Origin of the sequence: Nostoc sp. CmiVER01 (assembly GCF_034531135.2) — a bacterium.
Classification (GTDB): Bacteria; Cyanobacteriota; Cyanobacteriia; order Cyanobacteriales; family Nostocaceae; genus Nostoc.
Map to the genome: position 1 here is coordinate 138,608 of NZ_JAVRBU020000016.1, position 24,894 is coordinate 163,501.

Annotated in this window: 23 protein-coding genes and 2 tRNA genes; 9 read left to right on the plus strand and 16 right to left on the minus strand. The window is 42.2% G+C overall.

Features of this window, described 5'->3' with window-relative positions:
* Nucleotides 1-18 precede the first annotated feature (18 nt).
* The 3 genes from pyrH to RMZ43_RS26500 all read left to right on the plus strand — a co-directional run bounded on the left by pyrH (nt 19) and on the right by RMZ43_RS26500 (nt 2,527).
* Nucleotides 19-747, plus strand: a complete 729-nt coding sequence (pyrH, locus tag RMZ43_RS26490; protein ID WP_100898733.1) for a UMP kinase — start codon at nt 19-21, stop codon at nt 745-747.
* The gene (gene frr, locus RMZ43_RS26495) at nt 734-1,282 is read left to right on the plus strand and encodes a ribosome recycling factor (RefSeq protein ID WP_322652535.1); all 549 of its coding nucleotides are present in this window, start codon (nt 734-736) and stop codon (nt 1,280-1,282) included. Before pyrH ends, frr begins: the two co-directional genes overlap by 14 nt.
* 123 nt (nt 1,283-1,405) lie before the next feature.
* The gene (locus RMZ43_RS26500; protein WP_322652536.1) at nt 1,406-2,527 is read left to right on the plus strand and encodes a geranylgeranyl reductase family protein; all 1,122 of its coding nucleotides are present in this window, start codon (nt 1,406-1,408) and stop codon (nt 2,525-2,527) included.
* Nucleotides 2,528-2,624: 97 nt separating this feature from the next.
* Here the strand turns inward: RMZ43_RS26500 and RMZ43_RS26505 are convergent, their stop codons facing one another.
* A complete protein-coding gene (locus RMZ43_RS26505) occupies nt 2,625-3,494 on the minus strand; it encodes a CPBP family intramembrane glutamic endopeptidase (RefSeq protein ID WP_416212066.1) in 870 nt (289 codons plus the stop codon).
* A 286-nt stretch (nt 3,495-3,780) separates the two neighbouring features.
* Nucleotides 3,781-4,218, minus strand: a complete 438-nt coding sequence (locus tag RMZ43_RS26510; protein ID WP_109007297.1) for an AbrB family transcriptional regulator — start codon at nt 4,216-4,218, stop codon at nt 3,781-3,783.
* Between the two features lie 1,443 nt (nt 4,219-5,661).
* Between RMZ43_RS26510 and RMZ43_RS26515 the strand changes: the two genes are divergently transcribed.
* Complete coding sequence (locus tag RMZ43_RS26515; RefSeq protein WP_322648205.1) at nt 5,662-6,669, plus strand: succinate dehydrogenase/fumarate reductase iron-sulfur subunit; 1,008 nt, start codon at nt 5,662-5,664, stop codon at nt 6,667-6,669.
* Between the two features lie 49 nt (nt 6,670-6,718).
* Here the strand turns inward: RMZ43_RS26515 and RMZ43_RS26520 are convergent, their stop codons facing one another.
* From RMZ43_RS26520 to psbX, 4 genes are all read right to left on the minus strand, one after another.
* A complete protein-coding gene (locus RMZ43_RS26520; RefSeq protein ID WP_322648204.1) occupies nt 6,719-7,243 on the minus strand; it encodes a TolB family protein in 525 nt (174 codons plus the stop codon).
* A gap of 72 nt (nt 7,244-7,315) precedes the next feature.
* A complete protein-coding gene (locus tag RMZ43_RS26525) occupies nt 7,316-7,876 on the minus strand; it encodes a TolB family protein (protein ID WP_322648203.1) in 561 nt (186 codons plus the stop codon).
* A gap of 47 nt (nt 7,877-7,923) precedes the next feature.
* Nucleotides 7,924-8,835: a Ycf66 family protein gene (locus RMZ43_RS26530; protein WP_322648202.1), complete on the minus strand. Its 912-nt coding sequence runs from the start codon at nt 8,833-8,835 to the stop codon at nt 7,924-7,926.
* 247 nt (nt 8,836-9,082) lie between these two features.
* Complete coding sequence (gene psbX / locus RMZ43_RS26535) at nt 9,083-9,202, minus strand: photosystem II reaction center X protein (protein WP_174709687.1); 120 nt, start codon at nt 9,200-9,202, stop codon at nt 9,083-9,085.
* Between the two features lie 254 nt (nt 9,203-9,456).
* Between psbX and RMZ43_RS26540 the strand changes: the two genes are divergently transcribed.
* Entirely contained in the window at nt 9,457-9,750 is a 294-nt protein-coding gene (locus RMZ43_RS26540; protein ID WP_322652537.1) for a YggT family protein, read from the plus strand.
* A gap of 118 nt (nt 9,751-9,868) precedes the next feature.
* On the opposite strand, the gene accC is transcribed toward RMZ43_RS26540, so the two are convergent.
* Entirely contained in the window at nt 9,869-11,212 is a 1,344-nt protein-coding gene (gene accC / locus RMZ43_RS26545; RefSeq protein WP_322648200.1) for an acetyl-CoA carboxylase biotin carboxylase subunit, read from the minus strand.
* Between the two features lie 490 nt (nt 11,213-11,702).
* On the opposite strand from accC, the gene RMZ43_RS26550 reads away from it, so the two are divergent.
* A tRNA-Leu gene (locus tag RMZ43_RS26550) sits at nt 11,703-11,783 on the plus strand.
* A 216-nt stretch (nt 11,784-11,999) separates the two neighbouring features.
* A complete protein-coding gene (locus RMZ43_RS26555) occupies nt 12,000-12,623 on the plus strand; it encodes a chorismate lyase (RefSeq protein ID WP_322648199.1) in 624 nt (207 codons plus the stop codon).
* 235 nt (nt 12,624-12,858) lie between these two features.
* On the opposite strand, the gene RMZ43_RS26560 is transcribed toward RMZ43_RS26555, so the two are convergent.
* The 8 genes from RMZ43_RS26560 to RMZ43_RS26595 all read right to left on the minus strand — a co-directional run bounded on the left by RMZ43_RS26560 (nt 12,859) and on the right by RMZ43_RS26595 (nt 20,890).
* Nucleotides 12,859-13,032, minus strand: a complete 174-nt coding sequence (locus tag RMZ43_RS26560; protein ID WP_322648198.1) for a hypothetical protein — start codon at nt 13,030-13,032, stop codon at nt 12,859-12,861.
* A complete protein-coding gene (locus tag RMZ43_RS26565; protein WP_322652558.1) occupies nt 13,033-13,611 on the minus strand; it encodes a Uma2 family endonuclease in 579 nt (192 codons plus the stop codon).
* 290 nt (nt 13,612-13,901) lie between these two features.
* Nucleotides 13,902-13,973, minus strand: a tRNA-Lys gene (locus RMZ43_RS26570).
* Nucleotides 13,974-14,034: 61 nt separating this feature from the next.
* Nucleotides 14,035-16,278 carry a sensor histidine kinase gene (locus tag RMZ43_RS26575; protein WP_322648197.1) on the minus strand — a complete coding sequence of 748 codons (2,244 nt, stop codon included), beginning with the start codon at nt 16,276-16,278 and terminating at the stop codon, nt 14,035-14,037.
* Between the two features lie 339 nt (nt 16,279-16,617).
* Nucleotides 16,618-17,181: a hypothetical protein gene (locus RMZ43_RS26580; RefSeq protein WP_322652538.1), complete on the minus strand. Its 564-nt coding sequence runs from the start codon at nt 17,179-17,181 to the stop codon at nt 16,618-16,620.
* The gene (locus tag RMZ43_RS26585; protein ID WP_322652539.1) at nt 17,181-18,428 is read right to left on the minus strand and encodes a glycoside hydrolase family 10 protein; all 1,248 of its coding nucleotides are present in this window, start codon (nt 18,426-18,428) and stop codon (nt 17,181-17,183) included. Before RMZ43_RS26585 ends, RMZ43_RS26580 begins: the two co-directional genes overlap by 1 nt.
* Before the next feature lie 255 nt (nt 18,429-18,683).
* A complete protein-coding gene (glcD, locus tag RMZ43_RS26590) occupies nt 18,684-20,156 on the minus strand; it encodes a glycolate oxidase subunit GlcD (RefSeq protein ID WP_322652540.1) in 1,473 nt (490 codons plus the stop codon).
* 149 nt (nt 20,157-20,305) lie between these two features.
* Nucleotides 20,306-20,890: a nucleotidyltransferase domain-containing protein gene (locus RMZ43_RS26595; protein ID WP_322648193.1), complete on the minus strand. Its 585-nt coding sequence runs from the start codon at nt 20,888-20,890 to the stop codon at nt 20,306-20,308.
* 107 nt (nt 20,891-20,997) lie between these two features.
* On the opposite strand from RMZ43_RS26595, the gene RMZ43_RS26600 reads away from it, so the two are divergent.
* Nucleotides 20,998-21,705 carry a Uma2 family endonuclease gene (locus tag RMZ43_RS26600; RefSeq protein ID WP_322652541.1) on the plus strand — a complete coding sequence of 236 codons (708 nt, stop codon included), beginning with the start codon at nt 20,998-21,000 and terminating at the stop codon, nt 21,703-21,705.
* A 55-nt stretch (nt 21,706-21,760) separates the two neighbouring features.
* On the opposite strand, the gene miaA is transcribed toward RMZ43_RS26600, so the two are convergent.
* A complete protein-coding gene (gene miaA / locus RMZ43_RS26605; protein WP_322652542.1) occupies nt 21,761-22,666 on the minus strand; it encodes a tRNA (adenosine(37)-N6)-dimethylallyltransferase MiaA in 906 nt (301 codons plus the stop codon).
* 207 nt (nt 22,667-22,873) lie between these two features.
* On the opposite strand from miaA, the gene gyrB reads away from it, so the two are divergent.
* Nucleotides 22,874-24,811: a DNA topoisomerase (ATP-hydrolyzing) subunit B gene (gyrB, locus tag RMZ43_RS26610; RefSeq protein WP_322652543.1), complete on the plus strand. Its 1,938-nt coding sequence runs from the start codon at nt 22,874-22,876 to the stop codon at nt 24,809-24,811.
* Nucleotides 24,812-24,894 lie beyond the last annotated feature (83 nt).

Genomic DNA, 24,894 nt, shown 5'->3' on the forward strand with positions numbered 1-24,894 from the left:
TTGATAAAGCGGAACTTCATGGGAACGAATTACCGACGGGTTTTACTCAAACTGAGCGGTGAAGCCTTAATGGGCAACATGGGCTATGGTATTGATCCCGAAGTGGTCAAAGGCATAGCACAAGAATTAGCAGAGGTGATAGCCACTGGCACTCAAATCGCCATAGTTGTTGGCGGCGGCAATATTTTTCGTGGCGTCAAAGCAGCATCGGCGGGGATGGACAGGGCAACCGCTGACTATATTGGGATGATTGCCACGGTAATGAATGCCATGACGTTGCAAGATTCGTTAGAACGCATAGGAGTACAGACGCGGGTGCAAACTGCGATCGCTATGCAAGAATTAGCAGAACCCTATATCCGTCGTCGTGCCATCCGCCATCTTGAAAAAGGGCGGGTGGTAATTTTTGGCGCTGGTTCTGGAAATCCCTTCTTTACTACGGATACTACTGCGGCATTAAGAGCCGCAGAAATTGATGCAGAAGTGATTTTTAAAGCCACCAAAGTAGACGGAGTGTATGATGCCGATCCTCATATTTATCCTGACGCCAAGCGTTACAATAGCCTTACCTACGCGCATGTTCTAGCCAAAGATTTGCGGGTGATGGATAGTACTGCGATCGCCTTGTGTAAAGAAAATAATATCCCAATTCTGGTATTTGACTTAACGGTGCGAGGTAATATCCACCGAGCCGTCTTGGGAGAATCCATCGGTACCCTTGTGGGAGGTTCTTGTGATATTAGCTGACGCGAAAAGTAAAATGCAAAGTTCTGTTGAGTCAACTCAAAGAGCTTTTAACACGATTCGCACTGGTCGCGCCAATGCGAGTCTATTAGATAAGGTATTAGTGGACTATTATGGTTCGCCTACGCCCTTAAAATCACTGGCAACTATTAGCACGCCAGATGCTTCGACAATTCTGATTCAGCCCTATGAGCGTAATACCCTAAACATCATTGAGAAGGCGATTTCCCTCTCAGATGTGGGTTTAACCCCCAGTAACGATGGTTCTGTAATTCGGCTGAATATTCCGCCTTTAACCAGCGATCGCCGTAAAGAATTTGTCAAAATGGCATCTAAATATGCTGAAGAAGGTCGTGTTGCTATTCGTAACATCCGCCGCGATGCTATAGACGCGATTCGCAAACAGGAGAAAGCCTCTGAAATCTCCAAAGATGAATCCAAAGACCAACAAGATAGCTTGCAAAAACTGACAAACGAGTATATTGCCAAAATAGACTCACTCTTGGCAGAAAAAGAAAAAGACATCACGACTGTTTAAAGTTTAATGTCTGAAGCATAAAGGCTGAAGGATGATGGATAAATTCTTCAGCCTTTATCATTTGTTAGATATTTAACAAAACAAAAATTAATTAAAGTAATTCAGGAGCAAAAATTCAGCCTTATGTACGATTGCATCATCGTCGGCGCTGGGCCAGCTGGTGGAACAGCTGCATATCATTTAGCTAAACAGGGCCGCTCAGTATTAGTGTTAGAAAAAGAATCTCTACCAAGATATAAACCTTGTGGCGGTGGTGTATCTCCAGCGATCGCTCAATGGTTTGACTTTGATTTTAGCCCTGCAATTTCTGTCAAAGCCGACTCCTTTCGCTTTACCTGGAAATTAGGCGACCCAGTAGAAGCAAAAATCGCCACAGAAGAACCAGTCTGGATGGTGCGACGAGATATTTTTGACCATTTCCTAGTGCAGCAGGCGCAGAAGCAAGGAGCTGAACTCCGAGATAATACTGAAGTAACGGGTATTGAATTTAAAAGTGACTATTGGCAAATTAACACAACCAATGGGCCAGTTACAGGTCGCTACTTAATCGCGGCTGATGGTGCTAAAGGGCCAATGGCAAAATGGCTAGGCTTCAAAGACCGTAAACGCAGTTTAGCAGCCGCTTTAGAAGCAGAAGTTTCTGCAACTGTTAAAGACAAATCCACAATTCACCTTGAGTTGGGCTTGGTGAAAAATGGCTACATTTGGAACTTTCCGAAGGCGGATGGTTATTCTATTGGGATCGGTACATTTGTTGGTGGTCAACCCCAAGATTTTAAAAAGATTTTAGATGAGTATGCGCGATCGTTTGATCTAGATATCAAAACTAGCAAGCAGTATGGTTATCCCCTTTGCTTGTGGAATGGAAAGCAAAAGTTGCATACTCAAAATGCAGTTTTGGCTGGGGAAGCTGCTTGTGTAGTTTATCCTATGACAGCAGAAGGCATTCGTCCGTCAATTTTTAGTGGTTTGATTGCAGCAGGAGCTATTAACGACGCCCTTTCTGGTGATAGCAATGCTTTAGAAAAATATACTGAAGCTATTAATGAAGAATGGGGTAATGAGATGGCTTGGGCACAAAAATTAGCTGGAGCATTCTATCGCTTTCCTGCTATTGGCTACAAAGTTGGTGTTAAGCATCCCTCCGGTGCCAAAATCATGGGTAAGATTCTCTGTGGAGAACTGCGGTATAGCGACGTTACCGATCGCGCCCTTAAGCGTTTAATTCCTGGCTTTGGAAGTTAAAAATTAGGGATTAGGTAACGAATCTCTAATGTATAAGACGCCCACAAAAATTAATCATCTCTTGTAGGTTGGGCGTCTTGCTCTCGCTATTTTCACTTTAATTATGCCTAGAAAAAAACCAGATAATCATTCCAGTTCCCAATACACAAATAATTCCTGTCAAACCAGCTAAGGGTTTTTTATTCTTACCAGTGAACCAATCAGAGACTTTACCTGTATAAGTAATTAGTTCTGCTGTGTCTATAGTAGCGATCGCCCATATCCATCCCGCGTGTAATCCCCAAGCTAAACCCAAATTGTTGCGATCGGCAAACCGTGCTAACACCAGCACCATTCCCATCAGCCACAATCCAGGTAGTTGAGGTGCGGTTTCGCGTTGCTCCCAAACCAAATGTAGCAAGGCAAATATCAAGCTAGAAATTACTGCTGCTACCCAAACTGGATAATCCTGCGCTAATTCAGTAAACAGGAAACCGCGAAAAACTAACTCTTCTATCCCACCAACTAATAACGCTATCAACAAAATCGGTAGCAAGATGGGTAGCGCTAACTTGAAATTCGTCTTTTCAAAAGAACACCAGCCTAACCCAAATTGCCCACTAAATACAATAGCTAGGCTCACCACTCCCAAAGTAAAACCTAGTGCTAAAGAACCAATAGTTGAAATATTGCCAACAAAGCCGTAATCCGAAAAAGATTTATTGGTAAACCAACTAACTCCCCACAGAATTAGGGGAGCTAATAGATAGAGTGACACCAATAACGGCATTTTTTGCTCTGGCTGTAAAGGTTTAGGTGGTTGCCAATTGAGCAATATTGCTGATACTGTAGCCACTGGCAACCAGCAAATTATCCAGAAAGTAAAAAATGCCATCACTACAACTAGTGCTGGTGCATTTTCCATAAACGTCAATAAAGCGTTGACAGGAGACTCAAAATAAGTTACTAAACTAAACAAAAAAAACACGATAGACTTCTTGCACTATAGATTTCTTGCTGATTAATCAAGACTCTACTAAAATTGGTGACTTCTGCAAGGGGTCTAATCGTATTTTTTACTTGTGACAAAATTTTCTATATAGAGCTACTAGTGCCGCAAGGCAAAACTCAAACGTCAAAAGTCAAAAAGCTTTAATTTTGAGTTTTATGGCTGTAATGAAATACTACGTTTATTTCCGCCGACCTGTACTAGTTTGCTGTCGTGGTAAGGACAAGTTATCATTACCTGAAACTTATCCCTACCATCAGCAAATTTACTCTTCGTCTTCCAAATCTTCGTCCGATTCGTCGGAGTCTATATCTTCTGAGGTTAGTTTTTTGTCACTTTCACCCAGTTGAATTAGGTGAATATGTTTGTATCCCAACCTAATTTCAAACTCATCTCCAGCCTTTAAGCCCATTGCTTTGGTATATGTGGCACCAATCACAATCTGACCATTTTGATGGACACTAACCCGGTATGTCGGTTCACGACCACGACCATCTTTAGGTGCTTCTGGACTTAGAGGAATCCCTCTAGCCGATAGCAAAGCGTCATAAAAATCAGTGAGATTGACACGAACCTGGTTATTCTTAGTAACAGTGTAATAGCCGCACTGTTTAGCTCTTTCTCGGCGTGGTAAAGTGGAAAGTTCTTTTACTTTAGCAAGTAGTGCTTTTCCGGTTAATGGCGCGGTTGCAGTTTCAGTCATTATGCTCAAATTTTCCTTACTCTCTCCAAACTGAAAAACGATGTAGTCTTATGCTGGCATTTGGCTTTTTAGCATTTGCATAGAGCTACTTAGGACTCTAGTGTAACGGGTCAATTCCTGCCGATAGGAGCCAAAAGCACTTCTATATATGGTTGTCCACAACCAATTGGTCATAGTTGCCATAGAAATTCATTTTGCTGATTTCACGGCAATTTTAACCATTATTCGCCATCAGAAATGAAATTATTTTCTCTTTTGGCGCTACTGTAGCGGTGTAACTTTCAGCAACCTTTACAAATTGGGTTAATTCTACTCCAAATAAGTCGTAGATCCCAAAAAATGCAGGTTTTCCACTTTTAGTGCTTGCCCCTCTGCTCAATGAGAAGGTAGGTTTTTTCTACTCATCCTCTCAAGCTTAGGAAAGCATAGTATTTCAATAGAGTCCTACGGGCTTATGCCCTTTTGTACTGCCAGTAGAGACGCGAATTTTCTTGTCTCTACATTACGATTTAACAAAGCAGTAGTAACCGCGCTGATACGGCTATTGATTCTGTTTTGTGTTTTCGTAATTTTATATTAAATACTAGCATGGACTAATAATAGCAAAATAGTTGTTTAATTTTGAATTAAAGTTGCTGGTAAATTTTTATTTAAATTCCAGGACTGAAAGCTTGGAAAAAGCACTGAGGATTTTCCTAACCCTTTATTGCAAGCGTGAGTATTGCTCTATGCCTTTTATAAAAATTTATCTATTTAGACGAGCAGTTTTGACCAATGTGTTAAATTCAAGATTTTCTTGATTGAGAGGAAGCAAAAATTTAAAAGTCTCGCGCATCCGGGATTCCCAGTACAATAACTTTTATTTTAAAGTGTAAGGATTTTTCCTGGGTTTATTATCGTAAGCTCAAAAGCAGTCAGAGAATTTTGTACGTCTGTCTATGGGAAGAATAAATCTCTTAACATCTGCCTATCGGATTGCCACTACTATATATTGAACATACCCTTTTACACTTCTATATAATCAAAAAATTCCGTCAAGTGGTAGCTTCTGCTGAATTTTCTAGTTAGTTGCTCTAACTCAAGTTGACATCAAGAGGTGTCGCTAACCTGACATGCATTTAATTGGGATACGATCGCTAGGTCACAGAAGAAAGTAAAACGCTCTTTCCTTTACATTCCTAAACAGGTAAATTCAATGCAAAGCTATAATTACATTTTTGGCGTTTTATCTGAGAATTTGACACAAATATTGGCTACAGCACTGCTATAAGTGAAGTTTGAATGGTTATCGTTAAACTAGAATCAGCCGCTCTTTCATGGTCAGCCTATTAACGCTAGGCTTTGAATGAAGGTCAAAGAAGTATAGCTCATTTTTCGCAACTACCTGCCTTGAATCATGATTTTTGAGGCTAGTGAAGCAATTTTAAAATTTTGGTAGTGGTCATGGAAGTTATTTTTAAGGTCATTCGACAGCAACAAAATTCCTCCCCAGTGGTGCAAACCTACCTTGTAGAGGCTCAAGCAGGTAATACAATTCTGGATTGCCTCAATCATATTAAGTGGGAACAAGATGGAACTTTGGCATTTCGCAAAAATTGCCGTAATACAATTTGTGGTAGCTGTGCTATGCGAATTAATGGGCGTTCGGCTTTAGCTTGTAAGGAAAATATTGGCAGTGAACTTGCCAGATTACAACAAATAGCATCATCCCAAAGTAAAGTAAATCCCATTCCCGAAATCACGATCGCACCTCTAGGCAATATGCCTGTGATTAAAGATTTGGTTGTAGATATGAGCAGCTTCTGGAATAATCTAGAAGCAGTTGCTCCTTATGTGAGTACGGCAGCACGACAAGTGCCAGAAAGAGAGTTTTTGCAAACACCACAAGAGCGATCGCGCCTCGATCAAACTGGTAACTGTATTATGTGTGGTGCTTGTTACTCAGAATGCAATGCCCGTGAAGTTGATCCAAACTTTGTTGGCCCCCATGCCCTTGCTAAAGCTTACCGGATGGTAGCAGACTCCCGCGATAGCGACACCGAAAATCGTTTAGCAAGCTATAACGAAGGTACTAAAGGCGTATGGGGTTGTACCCGTTGTTTATACTGCGATTCAGTTTGTCCAATGGAGGTTGCACCATTAGAACAAATCACCAAAATTAAACAAGAAATTCTCACCCACAAACAAGCCGATGATAGTCGCTCAATTCGTCACCGAAAAGTATTAGTGGATTTAGTTAAAGAAGGTGGTTGGATTGATGAACGTCAATTTGGTTTACAAGTTGTCGGTAATTACTTTAAAGATTTAAGAGGATTACTAAGTCTTGCACCCCTCGGTTTGCGGATGATTCTCCGGGGTAAATTTCCTCTATCATTTGAGCCTTCTGAAGGGACAGAACAAGTGCGATCGCTCATTGAATCTGTGCAACAAGTAGAAGGGAATAGGGAGTAGGGAATAGAAAGAAAGAAATAGGGAATTTTCTTTCATCACTCCCCACTCTTCAACGTGGTTCTTGAGGTATATTCAACGGCTGTCCATAACGGTCATATACTAAAATATCCCACTGCCCGTTGTTACTGGATTCAAAAGCAATTCTACTACCATCAGCGCTAATTGTAGGGTTGCGGACTTCAGATTGTAGATTATTAGTCAAATTGCGTGATTGGCGTGTTTCCCTGTCGTAGAGAAAAATAGCCGATCGCCCCTGACGGCTAGCAGCAAACACAACATAACGACCATCTTGGGAAACGCTAGGATGAGTTGCGATCGCATCAAAGGAGTTTAAACCCGGCAAATCAACCAAATCACGAGTCACTGTATCAAACATATAAACATCTTGGCTACCACGTCGGTCAGTAATAAAAACAATGTATCTCCCAGAAATTTGGGGGTTTAATTCCGACGCTAAACTATTGAGACTCCGCCCCCCCGGATCAAAGGGATAACTCAAAAGGCGAGGGTAGCCAAAACACCCAGTCAATAAACTTAAGGATAAAAATACAGGTATAAAAAAAACACGTTTCATATATTAGGCATGGGGGATGGGGCGGGCATTAATTATTCTCCCTCATCTCCCTGCTCCCTTACTCCCTGTCTTCTACGGAGGTGAACCTACGGTTGCACCATTAGGAATATCTAACTCAATATTTGGCCCTCGGTCTAGGACTTCAATATCCCACTGACCACGGCTGGCACTTTCAAAGACAACATAACGTCCATCGGGGCTGATATTTGGTTTTCTAACCCAGCCGCGATAGGTTGGTGTGACGATTTGCGACTGTTGTATAGCGCGATCATAAAGCGCCACTACCGGTCTACCTTGGTCACTGGTAAGATAAGCAATATAACGCCCGGTATAGCTCAAGCTAGGACTTTCCGCAATTGTCTCCGCTCGGTTTATTCCCGGTGTACTAATAAACAGTTGCCTCTCTAAATCGAAAACCAGTAGCTGCTGATTACCATTCCGATTAGATACAAATGCTAAAAAGCGCCCATTTCCACTCAAAGCAGGTTGCTCCTCAGTGTAGCGACTGTTGAGGGAAGTAGGCCCCATAGAAATATCGTTATAACCACAAGATGCAAGCAAACTGGTTAAACCAAAAACCAGGCTCCAATGAATTGGTCTTTGGAGCCAAAATGTAGGCGTAAATTTTTCCACCTCAACTGTTTTCCGTCGCCTTTAAACCTACTGTCACCCCAAGTGTTTTAAACATCGTCATCAAAATCGGTCGAATTATCTCGCCCCTCATTTGGTATTTCAACCGGGTTGTATGGCACATAATCAGTTGGGATCGCCTCATCATCTTCGCGCGGTCTTCGAGAAGTCGAGTCAGTGGGTGGACGCCGCCTTCTTGGTCTGGGAGCGACATCATCTTCCCGGCTTTCTGGACGCCCAGATCCGTTATTACGCCGAGAAGGTTTTCTAACTTCCTCTCCCGAACTTTCCCAATCATCAACTTGCCTAGATGAAGAACCCCAATTCTCTTCTTCAGAGCTTTCAGAAGGGCGATTCACAGGACGTCCAGAAGTCCGCCGCCGCGTTCTATCTGCTGGAGCCTGTCTTTCACTGCTGCTGTTGCGGCGTTCTGAACGACGGGGGGGTTGTTCCTCGTAGTAGTCATCACGAGTGGAAATCTCATCTCTGCTACCCCGAATCCGGGCACGCACGGGGCGTTCCTCCTCGTCTTCATAAGGCAATGGATCTAAGTCTGCATCCATTTCAGCCTGATACTTTCTGCGATTCTTGTAGGAATAGTTTCCGCTTACCTCTCGCTCATCATCCACAATCGGAGTGTTGCGCTTTGCTTGCTGGGTAGCTATACTCCGCAGACGAATACTTTCAACTGCAAAAAATACAGTTGTGCCAACTAATAGCAGTTGACCAAATTGTAGAATCGGGTCTAAGCGCCATCCTTGAAACACAAGAATAAAGCCACAGAGCAAACCGACTGCCGCAAAAAAGATATCTTGATCCCGTGACAATTCTGGACGCACAGTGCGGAGAAAATACAGTGCTGCCCCAGCCACAGCCAGGAAAATTCCTAGAATACTGGCTGAGTTTGCCCCAAAATTTACCTGAGCCAGAAAACTGGCTGAGTTCAGCCCAAAATTTATCATTGCTGTTTTCCCAATATCAAATCTATGTTAGCGAGTCACAATTAAAATCACTACTGTAATTAGTCACAATATATTGAAGCTTCAAAGCTTTTGGCAAAGAAGCTCTGAAGCTGTTCACCGAAAAATAAAATAAACCTATGTCTGTTAGCTACAACTGCCCTAGCGGCAAGCACTGCTGCTTTTAGTGCAATTATTATAAATAGCTGACAGACAATCGGTTATGAGAGTTGATTAACTCTCATAAGCATTATGAACGCTGGATTTTATCTTTTTGGCTAATGAAAATTAGACCAACTGTAGCGGGGATTACAACAATTGCAGTACCCCATAACAGACTCCAAAGAAAATTTGCTAAAGAAGGCGTCATACTTCTAAACCTTTTTTTACACACTTCATCCTAATTTTAATAGTGTATTACTTTCTTGAGAAGCCTCTAACTCTGAACTGCCAAACTTGGTAACTGCTGTGGGGAGTTTACTTTTCTATTACACAAGGAAGTGGCAGCATTTGGTTAAAATGATGATGAGAGGGCTTTACAAAGCTTCAAATTTTGTGGACTTAGCGAAGCGCGGCTTGCCGTTGCCTAAATTTTTCTTTTTTTACAGATAGTACCTTAAACCCATGACTGGTGTTGACCTGACTGCTTGGATTCTTGGCCCTGTGTTAGGGCTGATGACATTTTTATTTATATTTCGGATCATTCTCACTTGGTATCCGCAAGTGAATCTGAATCGTTTGCCCTTTAATTTAATAGCTTGGCCCACTGAACCATTTTTAGTGCCATTGCGAAAAGTGGTGCAACCTATAGGCGGAGTGGATATTACACCTATTATTTGGGTTGGTATCTTCAGTCTGATGCGAGAAATATTACTAGGTCAACAAGGATTGCTGACAATGCTAGACCGTGTTAATTAGGCATGGGGCATGGGGCATGGGGCATGGGGCATGGGGCATGGGGCATGGGGCATTGGTTATACTCCATCTCCCTCATTTCCCTCATTTCCTCACTCCCCACCCCCCACTCCCCACTCCCCTAGCCGTTCATTTCCTGCACAAAACTTGTATAGACATTACCCTGCAAAAATTGTGGAGTTTCCATAATTCTTTGATGAAATCCAATTGTGGTAGGTAGTCCAGTGATGGCACATTCCCGAAGTGCGCGTTTCATGCGGTTAATAGCAGTGGGTCGATCTGGGGCCCAAACAATTAACTTGCCGATCAAAGAATCGTAGTAAGGCGGGATTTGGTAATCTGTGTAGACGTGGGAATCAATGCGAACACCAGGGCCTCCAGGGGGCAGATAGCCACTTATCCGTCCTGGAGAGGGACGAAAGTCATGATCTGGGTCTTCAGCGTTGATCCGACACTCGATCGCATGACCCCGCAAGACTACTTGCTCTTGGGTAAGCTTAAGTCTTTCGCCTTGGGCAATGCGAATTTGTTCGGCAACTAAATCCACCCCAGTAATCATCTCTGTTACAGGATGTTCTACTTGAATCCGGGTGTTCATTTCCATAAAGTAGAATTTACCCGATCTATCCAAGAGAAACTCGATAGTACCCGCCCCACTGTAATTAATGAATTGGGCAGCTTTGACAGCAGCTTGTCCCATTTTCTCACGCAGGTCTTTGTCGAGAGCCGGGCTTGGTGCTTCTTCTAGTAGCTTTTGATTCCGGCGCTGAATTGAGCAATCCCGTTCGCCCAAGTGGATGACATTACCGTAGTTATCCGCCAATATTTGAAATTCGATGTGGCGGGGACGTTCAATAAATTTTTCTATATAAACGCCAGAATTACCAAAAGCTGCTCCTGCTTCCCCTTGGGCTGCTAAGAAAAGTTTGACAAATTCATCTTCAGAACGAACTAGGCGCATACCCCGTCCGCCACCACCGGCTGTGGCTTTGATCATCACTGGATAGCCGATTTCTTTGGCGAATTTTAATCCTTCTTCCTCAGATTCTACTAACCCCTCACTACCTGGTACTGTCGGGACTCCAGCTTTTTGCATGGTTTCTTTGGCAGTGGATTTATCCCCCATCAGCTTTATAGCTTCTGGAGTTGGGCCAATAAAAGCAATATGATGGTCGGCACAGATTTCCGCAAACCGGGCATTTTCTGCCAAAAAACCATAACCTGGGTGAATAGCAGTCGCATTGCGGGTCAGTGCGGCAGCAATAATATTGGGAATATTCAAATAACTTTTACTGCTAGCAGGTTCGCCAATGCAAACCGCTTCATCAGCAAGTTGGACATGAAGAGCATTCCGGTCAACGGTGGAATGAACCGCGACTGTCGCAATTCCCATTTCTTCACAGGCGCGGAGAATGCGAAGGGCGATTTCTCCCCGATTGGCAATTAATATTTTGTCAAACTTCATTTTTTAGTTTCGATATCATTACCAGTAGATTGACATTTTCTCTGATCCAACTTGAAACGACGCGATCGCATTATTTCAAATTATCACAGGAGATTCGCCACCCTGATTACTAAGCAAACTCGCATATTGCAGGCTTGCTGCCTCTACGAGTCTTACTACACTAACAACATTGCTGCTGTAAGTCTTAGCTAGCTTACTAAACTAGGTTTCGGCGACGCCGATAGCGACGCGCAAAGCGAGTCCGCGAGCGTCATAGCCCGTCGTAGAGATTGCCTACAAAGGGTGGGTACGCGATGCCTGCGGCGGGCTGCGCCTACGCACCGCACCTCCTACAGTCGTTCTACCCTTTTTAATATCACTTGTGCAGATGCTAGATTTCTGTCAGTCTGATACAGCCTTGAGGAAATTTATATTTTTGAGAAATATAACTTTAGATATCACCTTACTATAATTAGTTTCTTATGCTATAGTCTATGTTTAGACAACCCGTGCGGATGTGGCGGAATTGGTATACGCGCACGCTTGAGGTGCGTGTGGCTTTGCCTTGGGAGTTCGAGTCTCCCCATCCGCATATTTTGTTGATTAGTAAAGGGTCAATAGTCGAGGGTCAATAGACCTTGGACTGTTGACCCTTAAATTTAGAGGGTCATTGGTCATCTTGCAAGATTAGACGCTTCGCGGCTTGCTCAGGCATCAGAAATTTTTAACAAAGGACAAATGACAAAGAACAAATGACTCTATGGTTTTTTATGCTTTTATAGAGATACGTGAAGTTTTGTAAAAAGCATTGAGTATTACTTTTACGGCGACAAACAACCTAACACTGCCAGCAGCTTGGCATCGCCTCACTCCGATTTGGCAAGGAGGGGAGGAAATAATTCAAAAAAGTTTACCTCATACTCAGCTAGCACCTGCTTGGCAGCTAATGCTTTTGGGTGACGGCTCTCCAACACGTCACCTAGAATTGCTTACAGGTGAGCCTATAGAAGTAGATGTCATTGATATGTCATTGATTGGCATGGACTTAGATGACGCTCCTGACTTGATCCAAGCTGTACCAGGGCCGCGATTACGGCGGCAAGTGTGGCTGCGGACTGCTTCTGGTCAGCGATTAGCCTATGCTACCTCGTGGTGGGAAGCTAGTCATGTAGATGAGTATTTGCAAAATCGTTCATTACCAATTTGGGCAAGTTTAGCTCGTCTTCGCACAGAACTGTATCGGGATGTTCGAGGAATTTACTATGGTGACTCATCGGCCCTAGAGTCTGGTTTTGATGTAGCTGGGCCTTTTTGGGGTCGCCATTACTTGTTTTGGCATCATGGACAGCCACTAACCTTAATTTATGAAGTTTTTTCGCCTTATTTGACTAAATATTTGGGAGCTATGCAATTAGATTCTAAATATCAATAAAAAGGCATGATGTGGCAAAAATTTGAGGCGAGCGCTGTAATAAAACTTACTTTTGCCTGCTAAATCAGTTTTATTGTTAACGTATCGACTTGTCATGCCATTGCATCGGCTTGTAAAACTTAAAGCATCTTTTCTTTAAAGCAAGCAATCACACCCGCAACTTTAAAGCGGCCAAGTAATCCCACTGGTTGCAAACTATCCACAAAAGAACTAAAAAACTCAGCGCAGAGTTCCATCACCTTTTTAGTTTTAGGCAACTCACCCAAAATTTATAGTGTATTTGCCACCAAGCAGCAAACACACTATAAAGTTTGCCTTCTTGCTGCTGAACACCAGCATCAGATTCTATAAAAGTTTTAATTTGAGAACGTTCTGTAATTGTAGAAATAAAATCAAGATAATCATTCATCTATGTAAAAATCTGCTGTAAATTTAAAACAAAACCAGGGAGAACATCTTCACCCGATAGACTCGTAGGAGATTGTAAAACTTCTGGTGCAAGATTTGGGCGATAAATGATTACTTGTTTATCTTTAGGATTAATTAACCAACCGAGTTTTAAGCCATTTGCTAAGTATTCCGCCATTTTGGCTTTAATCTCTTCCACATCATCAGTTTCAGAAACTAATTCCACTGCAAAATCAGGACACAAAGGGATAAATTTCTTTCTTTGTTCTGGGGTAAGAGCATTCCATTGTTCTATCTTTACCCAAGAAGCATCAGGCGAACGAGTTGCCCCATTTGGCAGTTTAAACCCAGTAGAAGAATCAAAAGCTTTTCCGAGGTTATTTTGATTGCTCCAAAACCATATTTGACCTAATAAATCAAAATTACGGTTTCCCGTTTCTCCCCCAGTGGGTGACATGATAATTAATTCCCCTTCAGCAGTTAACTCTAGTCGCAATTCTTTATTCACAGCGACAACTTGTGCAAATTCCTCATCAGTAAATTGCAGATTAGGAGGTAATTGTAAGGTTACAGTCATAATTAAGCACCATCAAAATTAAATATTGACCTCACTTCCATTCCTCTCTCCTAAAAGAAGAGAGGTTTTGAATTTTCTCCTTCCCTTATAGGGAAGGAGGTTAGGGGGTTAGGTCTTTCTTCCCACAAAAATCTTAGTTGCATCAAACCCATGTGCAGCTACTAGGGAAGATTTAGCCTCTACTTCTACTTTAGGAATTCCCTCCAACAAATGCGCTTAATTAGTGAAAAGTGACAATAATCTGTTAACAGTGACAGATAATTAAAGCTCTTCAGTACAAAATACTTTAAAAGTGGGTGACGAGGGATTTGAACCCGCAACCAATAGATTAAGAGTCTACTGCTCTACCGTTGAGCTAGTCACCCGCACGAATAATCATAATAGCAAACTTCTGACAAATTAGCTAGTACCGTGCCAAAAAACTAATTAAAGCGGGAATCTGATGCTGAAGGTGGTTTGACCGGCTCCACTCTCTACATAAATTGAGCCGCCTAAATGTCTGATCATTTTCTGCACTAATGCCAATTCTAGCCCAGTGCCGCTATGTTTCCAAGGATCATGTTTGGAAGGGTGATAGAAAGGCTCAAATATCCGTGACAGTTCGTTGCTGGTAAGCTCTAGTCCTGAATTGCTAATATTAAGCTCTACTGCGTCCTCTGCCAGGTGAGCAGAGACTGTGACAGACTCGCCTGCTGGGGTATATTTGCAGACATGGTTGAGTAGTTCGGTGATAATCCTCTCCATATCTGTGATATCTGTCTCTAAAAGCGGAAGTGCGGGATCAACACTCAGATTTAACTGCTGTCGCTGGCAAGTGGTGAGGTCTCGAAAAGACTCGACAATGGGGTGAAGCCAGCTTTGTAAGTCAATGGCAATCAAAGTTGGGGGATCAGGTTCGGCTTCTAGATATGTGAGTGTGAGTAGGTCGTTAATTAACTTGTTTTCTCGCGCACACTCGTTATGCAGAATCTGTAAGAGTTGTGGAACTATTTCTATCTCTAATATTTCTGCTGGTGTCAGGACACTTTCAAGAGTTTGGACTGCAAGGCTGATGCTTGTTATTGGTGTCCGCAATTCTTGGGACAGGTTTCTGAGAAATTGGTTTTTGAGCCGATCGCAATTTTCTAATTCTTTGACCTGTGCCTGGGTTTGTTGGTAAAGTTGGGCTTGACGAATAGCGATCGCACATTCATTTGCAACCTGCTGCACTAACTCGATTTCAAATTCATCAAATGCCTCTTGTGTTGGTCTTGTCAACCAAATATTTCCTAAAATCCCTTGAGTATCGAAAACTGGACAAGCCATCTGAGACATAACCAACAATTTTGGTTGCCATCCAGGGACAATTTCTAAAAATTGCAAAGGTTGTTTTTGCAATAGTGACTGATAAACTTCAAGACGGTCTGCAATCTGTCTGGTCAATCCTTGACAGCGAGGTAGGTTAATGCTGTACTCGTAGGTAATAGTAACCAGAGTTTGACAGGTGCTATAAAGTTCGATTTGGCAACGGTCAAGGTTGAGTAACTCTGCTAATTCTTGAGTCACTGTCTGCAATACCTGACTTTCATCCAGACTGTCGCGGATTTGTTCTGTCATGCGTCGCACTAAGGCTTGAAAGTTTCGCACCTGCTGCAACTGATTTTTTTGTTTCTGTTTTTGCAACTCCAACTTTGCTTGGAGATCCTTGATTTGCTGACGAAGTTCTGCCTGTCTGGCAGCAATGCCGATTTGAGTTGCCAACTGAAGAGTCAAGTCTGTTTCTGTTTGCTGCCATTGACGCGATTGGTGGCAATGCTGGGCAATCAATAGCCCCCACATATCTTGCTCTTTGAAAATCGGCACGGTTAGATTGGCTCTCACCTGCAAAGATGCCAGAAAATCTATATGGCAAGGATGCAACCCATCTGCATAAATATCTTCAACAATTTGAATGCAATCTTGCCTGTAGTGTTCTGGATATTTGCCACTGAAGCAGGGATCGGTAATATTTTTTCCCAACAGGGGATCAGTCACAGTTGATTCAGCAATGATTACCCCACTGCCATCAGTCTCGAAGCGATAAATTAGGACGCGATCGCAATTCAAAAACTGCCGCAGTTGAATTGTTGTCTGATGCAGAATTGTCTCTAATTCGACAGATTGATGAATTCGTCCCGCGATCGCTTCTAGCAGTTGTTCCCGTTCAACCTGGAGTCCAACTGCCTGCTCTGCTTGCTTCACAGGAGTAATATTGCTACTAGTACCAATCAGTCGATAAATCCTAGAGTTAGCATCCCTTAGCGGCGTGAGAGTCGTACTCCACCAAGTCTGAACTCCCTGGAATTGCAAACATTGTTCGTAAGAAATAGTTTTGCCGAATAGCACACATTCAGCATAATGCTGACGCACCTTAGCAGCATCGTTGGGGGAGAGAATATCCTCTGGTTTTTTGCCCCGGAGATCATCTGAGCGAATGCCTATCCACTGCTCATGAGTGGGATTAAGTGCCACATAACGAAAATCTCCGTCCTCCAGAACATCAACTACAAATATTGATGCTTGCACAGAATCGTACATGCTCAGTAAAAATTGCTCACTACTACTTTTCTCATCTACTTCTGTGCCGAAGAGAATCTGAGGTGGTGATAATTTTGTCAACTCCATAGTTGATTCCATTGGATTTATATTCATGCGAGAGTCCCTGTCTGGTATTACTGACTCTTCTAGGCGCTCTCTTGTCGTTACGCTTATATTAAATGCACTTCAGCGCCTATAGCAAAGTATTGTCAGCTATTGCTCATCGAGATTTGGATCTTTCTCTACTTCTTGTCAGAAATCTAGGAAAGCTAATAAAAGTCAGCTTAACAAATCCTGCTTTTTGAAGGCAAAAATACATTTGCAGGTTGGGCAAACTTATTGAAGTTGATTTTTAACAGTTTTTCCAGATTTTTGCATATACTTAAGTGCAAACTTCAGTATACATCAATTAAATTTATAATTCTTAATATAGGCAATAGAGAATGGGAGAATTTACAATCGCAATTTATGAGCATTCATTCCGGTGAAGATACCAACCAGCAGCCAAGTAATAGCTAATCCCATGACTTCGCCTAAAAATAACTGCATCAGGCGATGTAAAATCATCCCGACAGCAGAACCCACGGGGACAGCAACAGCCCAACTTGCCGAAGAGACAAATATCCATCGCCACGCGTTATGCTGGGGAATTGCTAATGATTGTGCCAATCCAATCCCCAAGCCGCCAAGCGCCCCATAAACCGCCCCAGACAGGATTCTCAGGGGAAGAATCTGAGTGCTAGGGACTATCCAACCCACCGCACCAATACCGATCGCGGTGATGATACTCCAACCCAAAAGACTTGACAAAATCCACCTGATACAATAGGTAGGTTCTTTGAGAAGACAACCTTGAGGAAGTGCGATCGCAAATCCGCCGATAGCCGCCTCTACTACCCCAATATCTGGTTTATCACCGACTTCGATAAACAGTAAACTTAATAAAAAACCGCCAAAAGTAGCGAAAGTCCACAGCAATAGAAAGCTAAATCTAGTATTTTCCGGCGCGAATGGCATTAAAGTTTCTTTGGTTGTAATAGTCTGACAGTTTTAGCATTAAACAGATCAAAAAAAGCTTTGCGTCGCTGTTGGGGTGATTCCGGTACAATGTAACCCCAGAGACTCTCCCAGTAGAAAAAGGAGATACCATCAAAATTGCGATCGCGTACAACCTGAACTTGTTCTCTAATTTGTGCCATTTTCACAGGATTACGCACCGTTCCTGTTGATATACCAATACCTACAGGAATTAGACTTTGAGCCAATTTTATGGATGATTGTTCTAGTTGAGCGATAAAAGAGTTTTTGTCATTTCGATATACTTGCAAAATTAACTCATTAACTAAACCTTTTTTTACCCAATTTTCCCAGTCTTGCAAATAGTATTTGTAGGCAAAAGCTTGATAGTTAGGAGACAGAGATATTCTAACTTTAGGCTTAACCGCCTTGACAGCTTGATAGATTTCTGCCATAAAATCAGTAATTTTGTCTGCCCGCCACCGCATCCACTCTGAGTTAAAAGGATCAGTTGGGGGACTTTTGCCTTGATGCTCTTGCTGGTAGAGTTCAATAGTGAAGCGATCGTAGCCAAACTGTACCGGCATCCCAAAATGATCGTCAAGCTGAATACCATCCACATCGTAATCTTTGACTACTTCCAAAATTAGCCCTTGGATAAACTCTTGAACTTGCGGATGTAGGGGATTTAACCAAGCCACCTTACTTACCAAAACATTATCGATTTCTTCTGGTGGAGCATCTTGAGTAGACTTTACACCTTCTTGCCCAATTGTCAACCAGTCGGGATAACGCCTTGCTAATTGTGAATAATGCGGCGTCATAAACCCGTATTCAAACCAGGGGATGACTCTCAAATCTTTATTTTTGGCAAGTGTTACTATTTTTGCTAAAACATCCTGTCCCCCGTGCATGAAGTTGAGCAAAGGTTGAGTTTCCGAACCTGTAGTCATTTTAGCTACAGCACTCTTATAAAAAGTATGTCCTCGATTCCAAACTACAGGATAAATTGTATTAAAGTTAAGAGCCGATAATTGGTTTATAGCACGGTTAATACCCCAAGGAACAAATAGTATACCACTAGCAACATTAGTGAGCCAAACGCCGCGAATTTCTGTAGTTAAAGGACTTATGTTTTGGGAATAAACTGGCACTGAAGAGACTGAAAAGAGCGAAAAAACTGTCAAGGTGGCTACTAATCCCAAACACAGTAAGTAAGAAACATAACGGCGAGCAACCCGATTCATTTGTAAGCGTTACCTAGTGCGATCGGAATATATATAACTACAAAATAAAGTTGTAATCCTCCGGATGATGTAAAGGAATGATGATTCAGAATTCAGGAGTCAGAACTCAGAACTCAGAATAGTAGCAATAATGCAGAGCCAATCTTGGTTATAAATATACTTAACGTATACTAAAACCTGATAAATTATGACTCCAAACTCTTAATTTTTGTACAGACGCGATTAATCGCGTCTGTACTCCTAACTCCTAACTTCTTAAAATCTTTCCACACCTTCAAATTGCTTGAGTGTCGATGCATTTGCTGCTTCACCACAAGTTCGTGGTGTGGGGAATATCTTCTCAGGATTTGCTAACCCTTTAGGATTAAAAACTTCCCGTACCCATTGCATAGTTTCTAAATCAACTTGGCTAAACATCTGGGGCATATAGCACTTTTTCTCTTCACCAATGCCATGTTCACCCGAAATGCTACCACCAACTTGGACACAAAGTTTAAGAATTTTTCCACCCATTTCTTCTACTTGTTCCAATGCTCCATGCACAGAATTATCATAAAGAATTAGCGGATGAAGATTGCCATCGCCAGCATGAAATACATTAGCAACTCGATAACCGTATTGTTCACTTAATGTTTTAATTTCGTGCAAAACATAAGGCAACTGAGTCCGAGGAATTACACCATCTTGTACATAATAATCTGGGCTTAAATGCCCAGCCGCAGCAAAAGCGGCTTTGCGTCCTTTCCATAATTTCAATCTGGTTTCTGGGTCAGTAGCAGAAGTGACATTTCGTGCCCCATTCTTTTTACAAATTTCAATAACTCGCTGCTTATTTCCTGCAACTTCTACTTCTAAACCGTCAATTTCTATTAGCAAAATGGCAGTAGCATCGCGGGGATAACAATTAGTTGCTACAACATCTTCAACAGCATTGATGCTGAAGTTATCCATCATTTCCATACCACCAGGAATAATCCCGGCGCTGATGATATCAGAAACAGTTGCCCCAGCTGCTTCAATGCTAGTAAAATCTGCCAACAGCACACAAATTGATTCTGCACTTTTGAGAATTCGCAAAGTAATTTCTGTGGCAATTCCTAAAGTGCCTTCGGAACCAACAAAAACACCTGTTAAATCATAACCAGGCATTTCTGGGATTTGTCCGCCTAAATCAATAATTTCCCCTTCCGGCGTGACAATTTTTAATCCTAAAACGTGGTTAGTAGTAACACCGTATTTAAGACAGTGTACGCCACCAGAGTTTTCGGCAATATTGCCTCCAATAGAGCAAATAATTTGACTGGAAGGGTCAGGAGCGTAGTAAAAACCAGCACCACTAACAGCCTGCGTTACCCAACTATTAATCACCCCTGGTTGGACAACTGTCCGTTGATTTTCCAAATCAATGCTGAGGATTTGCCGCATTAACGAAGTGACAATTAAAACAGAATCTTCTAATGGTAAAGCACCACCAGATAGACCAGTGCCAGAGCCGCGTGCTATGAAGGGGATAGAATATTGGTTGCATATTTTTACAATTTCTGCAACTTGTTCTGTAGTTCTGGGTAACACCACCACAGCCGGACGTTGGCGATAGCCAGTCAAACCATCGCATTCATAGGTAATGAGTTCTTCGCGGCGTTGCACCACACCATTTTTGCCAAGGACAGCCTCGAATGCTTTGAGAATAGGTTTCCAGTTGCGTTGTTTTTTATCTTGGGTAAGCATAGTTTTTTAAAGTTCAAGGTAGATGTTGCAGGCTGGTTAGTATAGCTGTAATTACTATTGTTGCAAGAATAGCAGCTAAGAGTGAGTAAATGCGATCGCACTCATTTGCAGCAATAATTTAGATGGATAGGAAGCGATCGCGCTCATCTTCAGTTAGCATGAATTTCTGCAAGCCAATGATGTCCGGGGTGACACAGTGTTATTGCTTGCTTAAGCCAAACTTGACGCTCTTCATTAAGTAACCTGCATACACGATAAAAATCATCTTCGTCCTTAGACCTGGGATTCTTGGCTTTGTATAAGAGTACAATCTCTGGAGCAAGGAACGGTACACCGATATCAGAAAATAACCGAATCATTGATAATGGACGTGCAATATCAAGATTTCTACGAAACCTCCACTCGCTCTGTGAAGACTCATCCAGGAGAATCTCTAGTTCCGAGAATAAGTTATTTTTAGTATGAGCATGAATTTCATGTATCGGTAACTCTAGCCATTCATCTTCATTCCAAGGCTCCATTTTTCCATTAACAACCTTGGTAAATTCCCAGCCAAATAAATATTCTCGCAGGCTGTTCTGGTCTTTCCTAAATATTGCGATTTCTATATCTTTATGTACCCTAGTTACATCTCCTATAAAAAGGTCTATCGCCCATCCACCCGCTACAAACCAGGGTTGTCTGAAATCATTTAATAGTCTAGAAAGCTTTACAAGTTCTGAAAAAGATTCCATTGATGACTACTCCTCAGAATTTTTAAGTATAAAATATTGAATCAATGCACTCTGCAATCCCCAATCAATTAACCTAGAAATAACGCTCTTAAATACTGAATAAAATCATGGTTCAGCAAGTTCTAATCAATGATGATGATTACTATGTGCCAGATGCCAACCAGCTAGTCACTGAAGATGATACACCTGTGGACAATTTTGCATCTGCCAAACAACAACGTCTTTTAGTTAGCTCTCTTTACAGTTCCATACAACAGCAGACTTTTTTAGCTGAAGCTAATGTAGGTATCTATCATACAGACGGTCAACCAGCAATTGTACCTGATGTTTTTCTCAGCTTAGATGTCCAAGTTCCTGAAAATTGGTGGGAAAAACAAAATCGTTGTTATATGGTTTGGCGTTTTGGCAAACCTCCAGAAGTTGTCCTAGAAATTGTCTCTAATAAAGAAGGGGATGAACTTGGCAAAAAGCTGAAAATTTATGAACAAATGCGGGCTAGTTACTACATTGTATATGACCAGAATCAACAATTAGGAGAAAAACTACTACGCGTTTATGAACTTAGAGGAAGGCGCTACTTTGAAACTTCAGAAAATTGGTTAGAACAAGTTGGTTTAGGTGTAACTTTGTGGCAAGGAAAATTTGAAGGTAGACAAGATACTTGGTTACGCTGGTGCTACCAAGATGGTAATGTTTTATCGACTGGAGATGAACGTGCAGAACAAGAACGACAACGTGCAGAACAAGCAGAACAACGCACCCAATTGCTAGCAGATAGGCTACGGGCTATGGGCGTAGATCCTGACAATCTATAGAACACTCGCTGTAAAGGCGCAAAGTTTTTTGCGTCTTTGCATGAGTTTATAATTCTCACGAACTTGTGCAACTTATAAATTCATTTATCCGATGCCAAACCTTCTCTAATAAATTAGGATCATCTGCATCAAACCATTCAATTTTTGGATAGGCTCGAAACCAAGTGCGTTGTCGCTTGGCAAATTGTCGTGTATGCAAAATTATTAATTCTTTCGCCTCATCTAAGGAAATATCCCCAGCCAAATATTGCTTAATTTCTTGATAGCCCAAAGTATTCAACAAAGACAAATCAGCACCATATTTTTGACAAAGATACTCCACTTCAGCGACCAAACCATCTGCTATCATTTGCTCAGTGCGCTGTTGAATACGAGTAAGCAACTTTTCAATATCGCAATCTAAACCAATTTGCAAAATCGGATAATTTGGTGGATTCTCCCCTTGCTGTTCTGAAATTGGATGACCAGTGACATAATATACCTCTAAGGCTCTTAAAGTTCGCACTGAATCATTGCCATGAATCTTTTGTGCTGCAACTGGGTCAACTTGTTGTAACATGGCGTAGAGTTGTGGTTGACCGAGAGATTCAAGCTGCGATCGCAATTCCATCTGTGGTGCAACTCTCGGAATTTTCATCCCTTGGACAATGGAACGGATATATAAGCCAGTACCACCAACTAAAAACAGTGGGGTAACACCAACAGAAGCAATTAAAGCTTGTGTTTGCTGCTGATAGTCTGCTACTGTCATGATATCTGCTGGATTGCAGATATCTATTAAATAGTGTGGCACCAATTTTTGTTCAGCTACAGTTGGTTTTGCCGTCCCAATATCGAACTCACGATAAACTTGACGAGAATCAGCACTGAGAATTACAGAACCCAACCGCATCGCCAAAGCCAAAGCTAAACCCGATTTACCCGTTGCCGTCGCCCCACAAATCACAATTAATTTAGTCATTAGTCATTGGTCATTAGTCATTGGTCAAGATTTAGAAATTCTTCCCCTACCTCCCCTGCCCCTCTTCCACGGTAGTGCAACCCCAGTATAAACTTCTCTTGAAAATGCCCTACAGACGCCAGCAAGGCTTTTGTGTTACAATTTTGGAGTGTTTTTACTTTTATTTGCCTTTAGGCGATTTCAACCCCACGCATCAGGAGAGTTTACATGACGAGCAGTTACAGTGCCGATCAGATTCAAGTTCTGGAAGGTCTGGAAGCCGTCCGCAAAAGACCAGGAATGTACATCGGTACCACTGGGCCGCGAGGACTCCACCATTTAGTTTACGAGGTGGTGGACAATTCAATTGATGAGGCTTTGGCGGGTCATTGCACTCATATAGAAGTGGATATCAACGCTGATGGTTCAGTAACTGTAACAGATGATGGTCGCGGTATTCCCGTCGATACTCACTCGCGCACCGGAAAATCGGCTTTAGAAACCGTGATGACGGTACTGCACGCTGGTGGTAAGTTTGGCGGCGGTGGTTACAAAGTTTCTGGAGGATTACACGGAGTTGGTGTTTCTGTTGTTAATGCTCTATCTGAAGTTGTAGAAGTTACGGTTTGGCGAGATAAAAAGGTTCATCTTCAGCGCTATGAACGTGGTGTCCCAGTTAGTGAGCTGCAAACAAAGCCTTACAAGGAAGCTAGAACTGGAACTTCTGTCACTTTCAAGCCAGATATCCAAATCTTTACAAATAGCATTGAGTTTGATTACATCACTTTATCAGGACGCCTACGGGAATTGGCGTATCTGAATGCAGGTGTCAAAATTACCTTTAGTGACCACCGTTTAGAACTACTAAAAAGCGATACATCCAAGGTAGAAACCTACGAGTACAAGGGTGGGATCAAAGAGTACATTGCTTACATGAACCGCGAGAAGCAGCCACTGCATGAAGAAATTATCTATGTGCAAGGAGAACGGAACAATGTACAAGTGGAAGTTTCTTTGCAATGGTGTACTGATGCTTACACGGATAATATTCTAGGTTTCGCCAACAATATTCGTACAGTAGATGGTGGTACGCACTTAGAAGGTTTGAAAGCAGTTCTGACTCGGACATTAAATGCGATCGCTCGCAAGCGCAATAAAATTAAAGAGAATGAACCTAACCTCAGTGGCGAACACGTCCGCGAAGGTTTGACTGCGGTAATTTCGGTTAAAGTCCCAGATCCAGAATTTGAAGGACAAACCAAAACCAAACTCGGTAACACTGAAGTTCGAGGGATTGTTGATTCTTTGGTAGGAGAAGTCCTCACTGAGTACCTAGAATTTCACCCTGCGATCGCAGACTCAATTTTAGACAAAGCTATCCAAGCTTTCAAAGCCGCAGAAGCAGCGCGTCATGCGCGGGAATTAGTTCGGCGCAAATCCGTACTGGAATCTTCGCCATTACCTGGTAAATTAGCAGATTGTAGTTCTCGCGATCCCAACGAATCGGAAATATTCATCGTGGAAGGAGACTCAGCCGGTGGGAGTGCCAAACAAGGACGCGATCGCCGCACTCAAGCAATATTACCTCTACGTGGTAAAATTCTTAACATTGAAAAAACCGACGACGCTAAAATCTATAAAAATAACGAAGTTCAATCGTTAATTACAGCACTCGGTTTAGGTGTCAAAGGTGATGAATTCGATTCTACTCAACTGCGTTACCACCGCATAGTCATTATGACGGATGCTGACGTAGATGGAGCGCACATCCGGACTTTGTTGTTAACATTCTTCTATCGATATCAGCGATCGCTAATCGAACAAGGCTTTATTTATATTGCTTGTCCCCCACTGTTTAAAGTAGAACGGGGACGTAATCATGAGTATTGCTATAGCGATCGCGAAAAAGATCAAGCAATTGCTAAATTCCCTGCTAATGCCAACTATACCATCCAACGCTTCAAAGGTTTGGGTGAAATGATGCCACAACAACTCTGGGACACCACAATGAACCCAGAAACCCGCAAAATGAAGCAAGTCGAAATTGAGGACGCTGCTGAAGCCGATCGCATCTTCACAATTTTAATGGGCGATCGCGTCGCTCCCAGACGGGAATTCATTGAAACCTATGGTTCTAAACTCAACTTCACCGATTTAGATATCTAATATCAATTCTCTAGCACGACTCCAATAATTTGTGACATTGGTAATGGGTGATACGTTTTCACCCATTACCTTTTTTATATCCA

Bases quoted from the DNA above. Each gene is read 5' to 3' on its own strand.
- RMZ43_RS26600 (WP_322652541.1), top strand. From the start codon at position 20,998: ATGGTTCAGCAAGTTCTAATCAATGATGATGATTACTATGTGCCAGAT.
- RMZ43_RS26560 (WP_322648198.1), bottom strand. From the start codon at position 13,032: ATGAATGATTATCTTGATTTTATTTCTACAATTACAGAACGTTCTCAA.
- RMZ43_RS26510 (WP_109007297.1), bottom strand. From the start codon at position 4,218: ATGACTGAAACTGCAACCGCGCCATTAACCGGAAAAGCACTACTTGCT.
- RMZ43_RS26585 (WP_322652539.1), bottom strand. From the start codon at position 18,428: ATGAATCGGGTTGCTCGCCGTTATGTTTCTTACTTACTGTGTTTGGGA.
- RMZ43_RS26595 (WP_322648193.1), bottom strand. From the start codon at position 20,890: ATGGAATCTTTTTCAGAACTTGTAAAGCTTTCTAGACTATTAAATGAT.
- RMZ43_RS26520 (WP_322648204.1), bottom strand. From the start codon at position 7,243: ATGAAACGTGTTTTTTTTATACCTGTATTTTTATCCTTAAGTTTATTG.
- RMZ43_RS26540 (WP_322652537.1), top strand. From the start codon at position 9,457: ATGACTGGTGTTGACCTGACTGCTTGGATTCTTGGCCCTGTGTTAGGG.
- RMZ43_RS26530 (WP_322648202.1), bottom strand. From the start codon at position 8,835: ATGATAAATTTTGGGCTGAACTCAGCCAGTTTTCTGGCTCAGGTAAAT.
- psbX (WP_174709687.1), bottom strand. From the start codon at position 9,202: ATGACGCCTTCTTTAGCAAATTTTCTTTGGAGTCTGTTATGGGGTACT.
- RMZ43_RS26515 (WP_322648205.1), top strand. From the start codon at position 5,662: ATGGAAGTTATTTTTAAGGTCATTCGACAGCAACAAAATTCCTCCCCA.
- pyrH (WP_100898733.1), top strand. From the start codon at position 19: ATGGGAACGAATTACCGACGGGTTTTACTCAAACTGAGCGGTGAAGCC.
- accC (WP_322648200.1), bottom strand. From the start codon at position 11,212: ATGAAGTTTGACAAAATATTAATTGCCAATCGGGGAGAAATCGCCCTT.
- gyrB (WP_322652543.1), top strand. From the start codon at position 22,874: ATGACGAGCAGTTACAGTGCCGATCAGATTCAAGTTCTGGAAGGTCTG.
- miaA (WP_322652542.1), bottom strand. From the start codon at position 22,666: ATGACTAAATTAATTGTGATTTGTGGGGCGACGGCAACGGGTAAATCG.
- glcD (WP_322652540.1), bottom strand. From the start codon at position 20,156: ATGCTTACCCAAGATAAAAAACAACGCAACTGGAAACCTATTCTCAAA.
- RMZ43_RS26580 (WP_322652538.1), bottom strand. From the start codon at position 17,181: ATGCCATTCGCGCCGGAAAATACTAGATTTAGCTTTCTATTGCTGTGG.
- RMZ43_RS26575 (WP_322648197.1), bottom strand. From the start codon at position 16,278: ATGAATATAAATCCAATGGAATCAACTATGGAGTTGACAAAATTATCA.
- RMZ43_RS26500 (WP_322652536.1), top strand. From the start codon at position 1,406: ATGTACGATTGCATCATCGTCGGCGCTGGGCCAGCTGGTGGAACAGCT.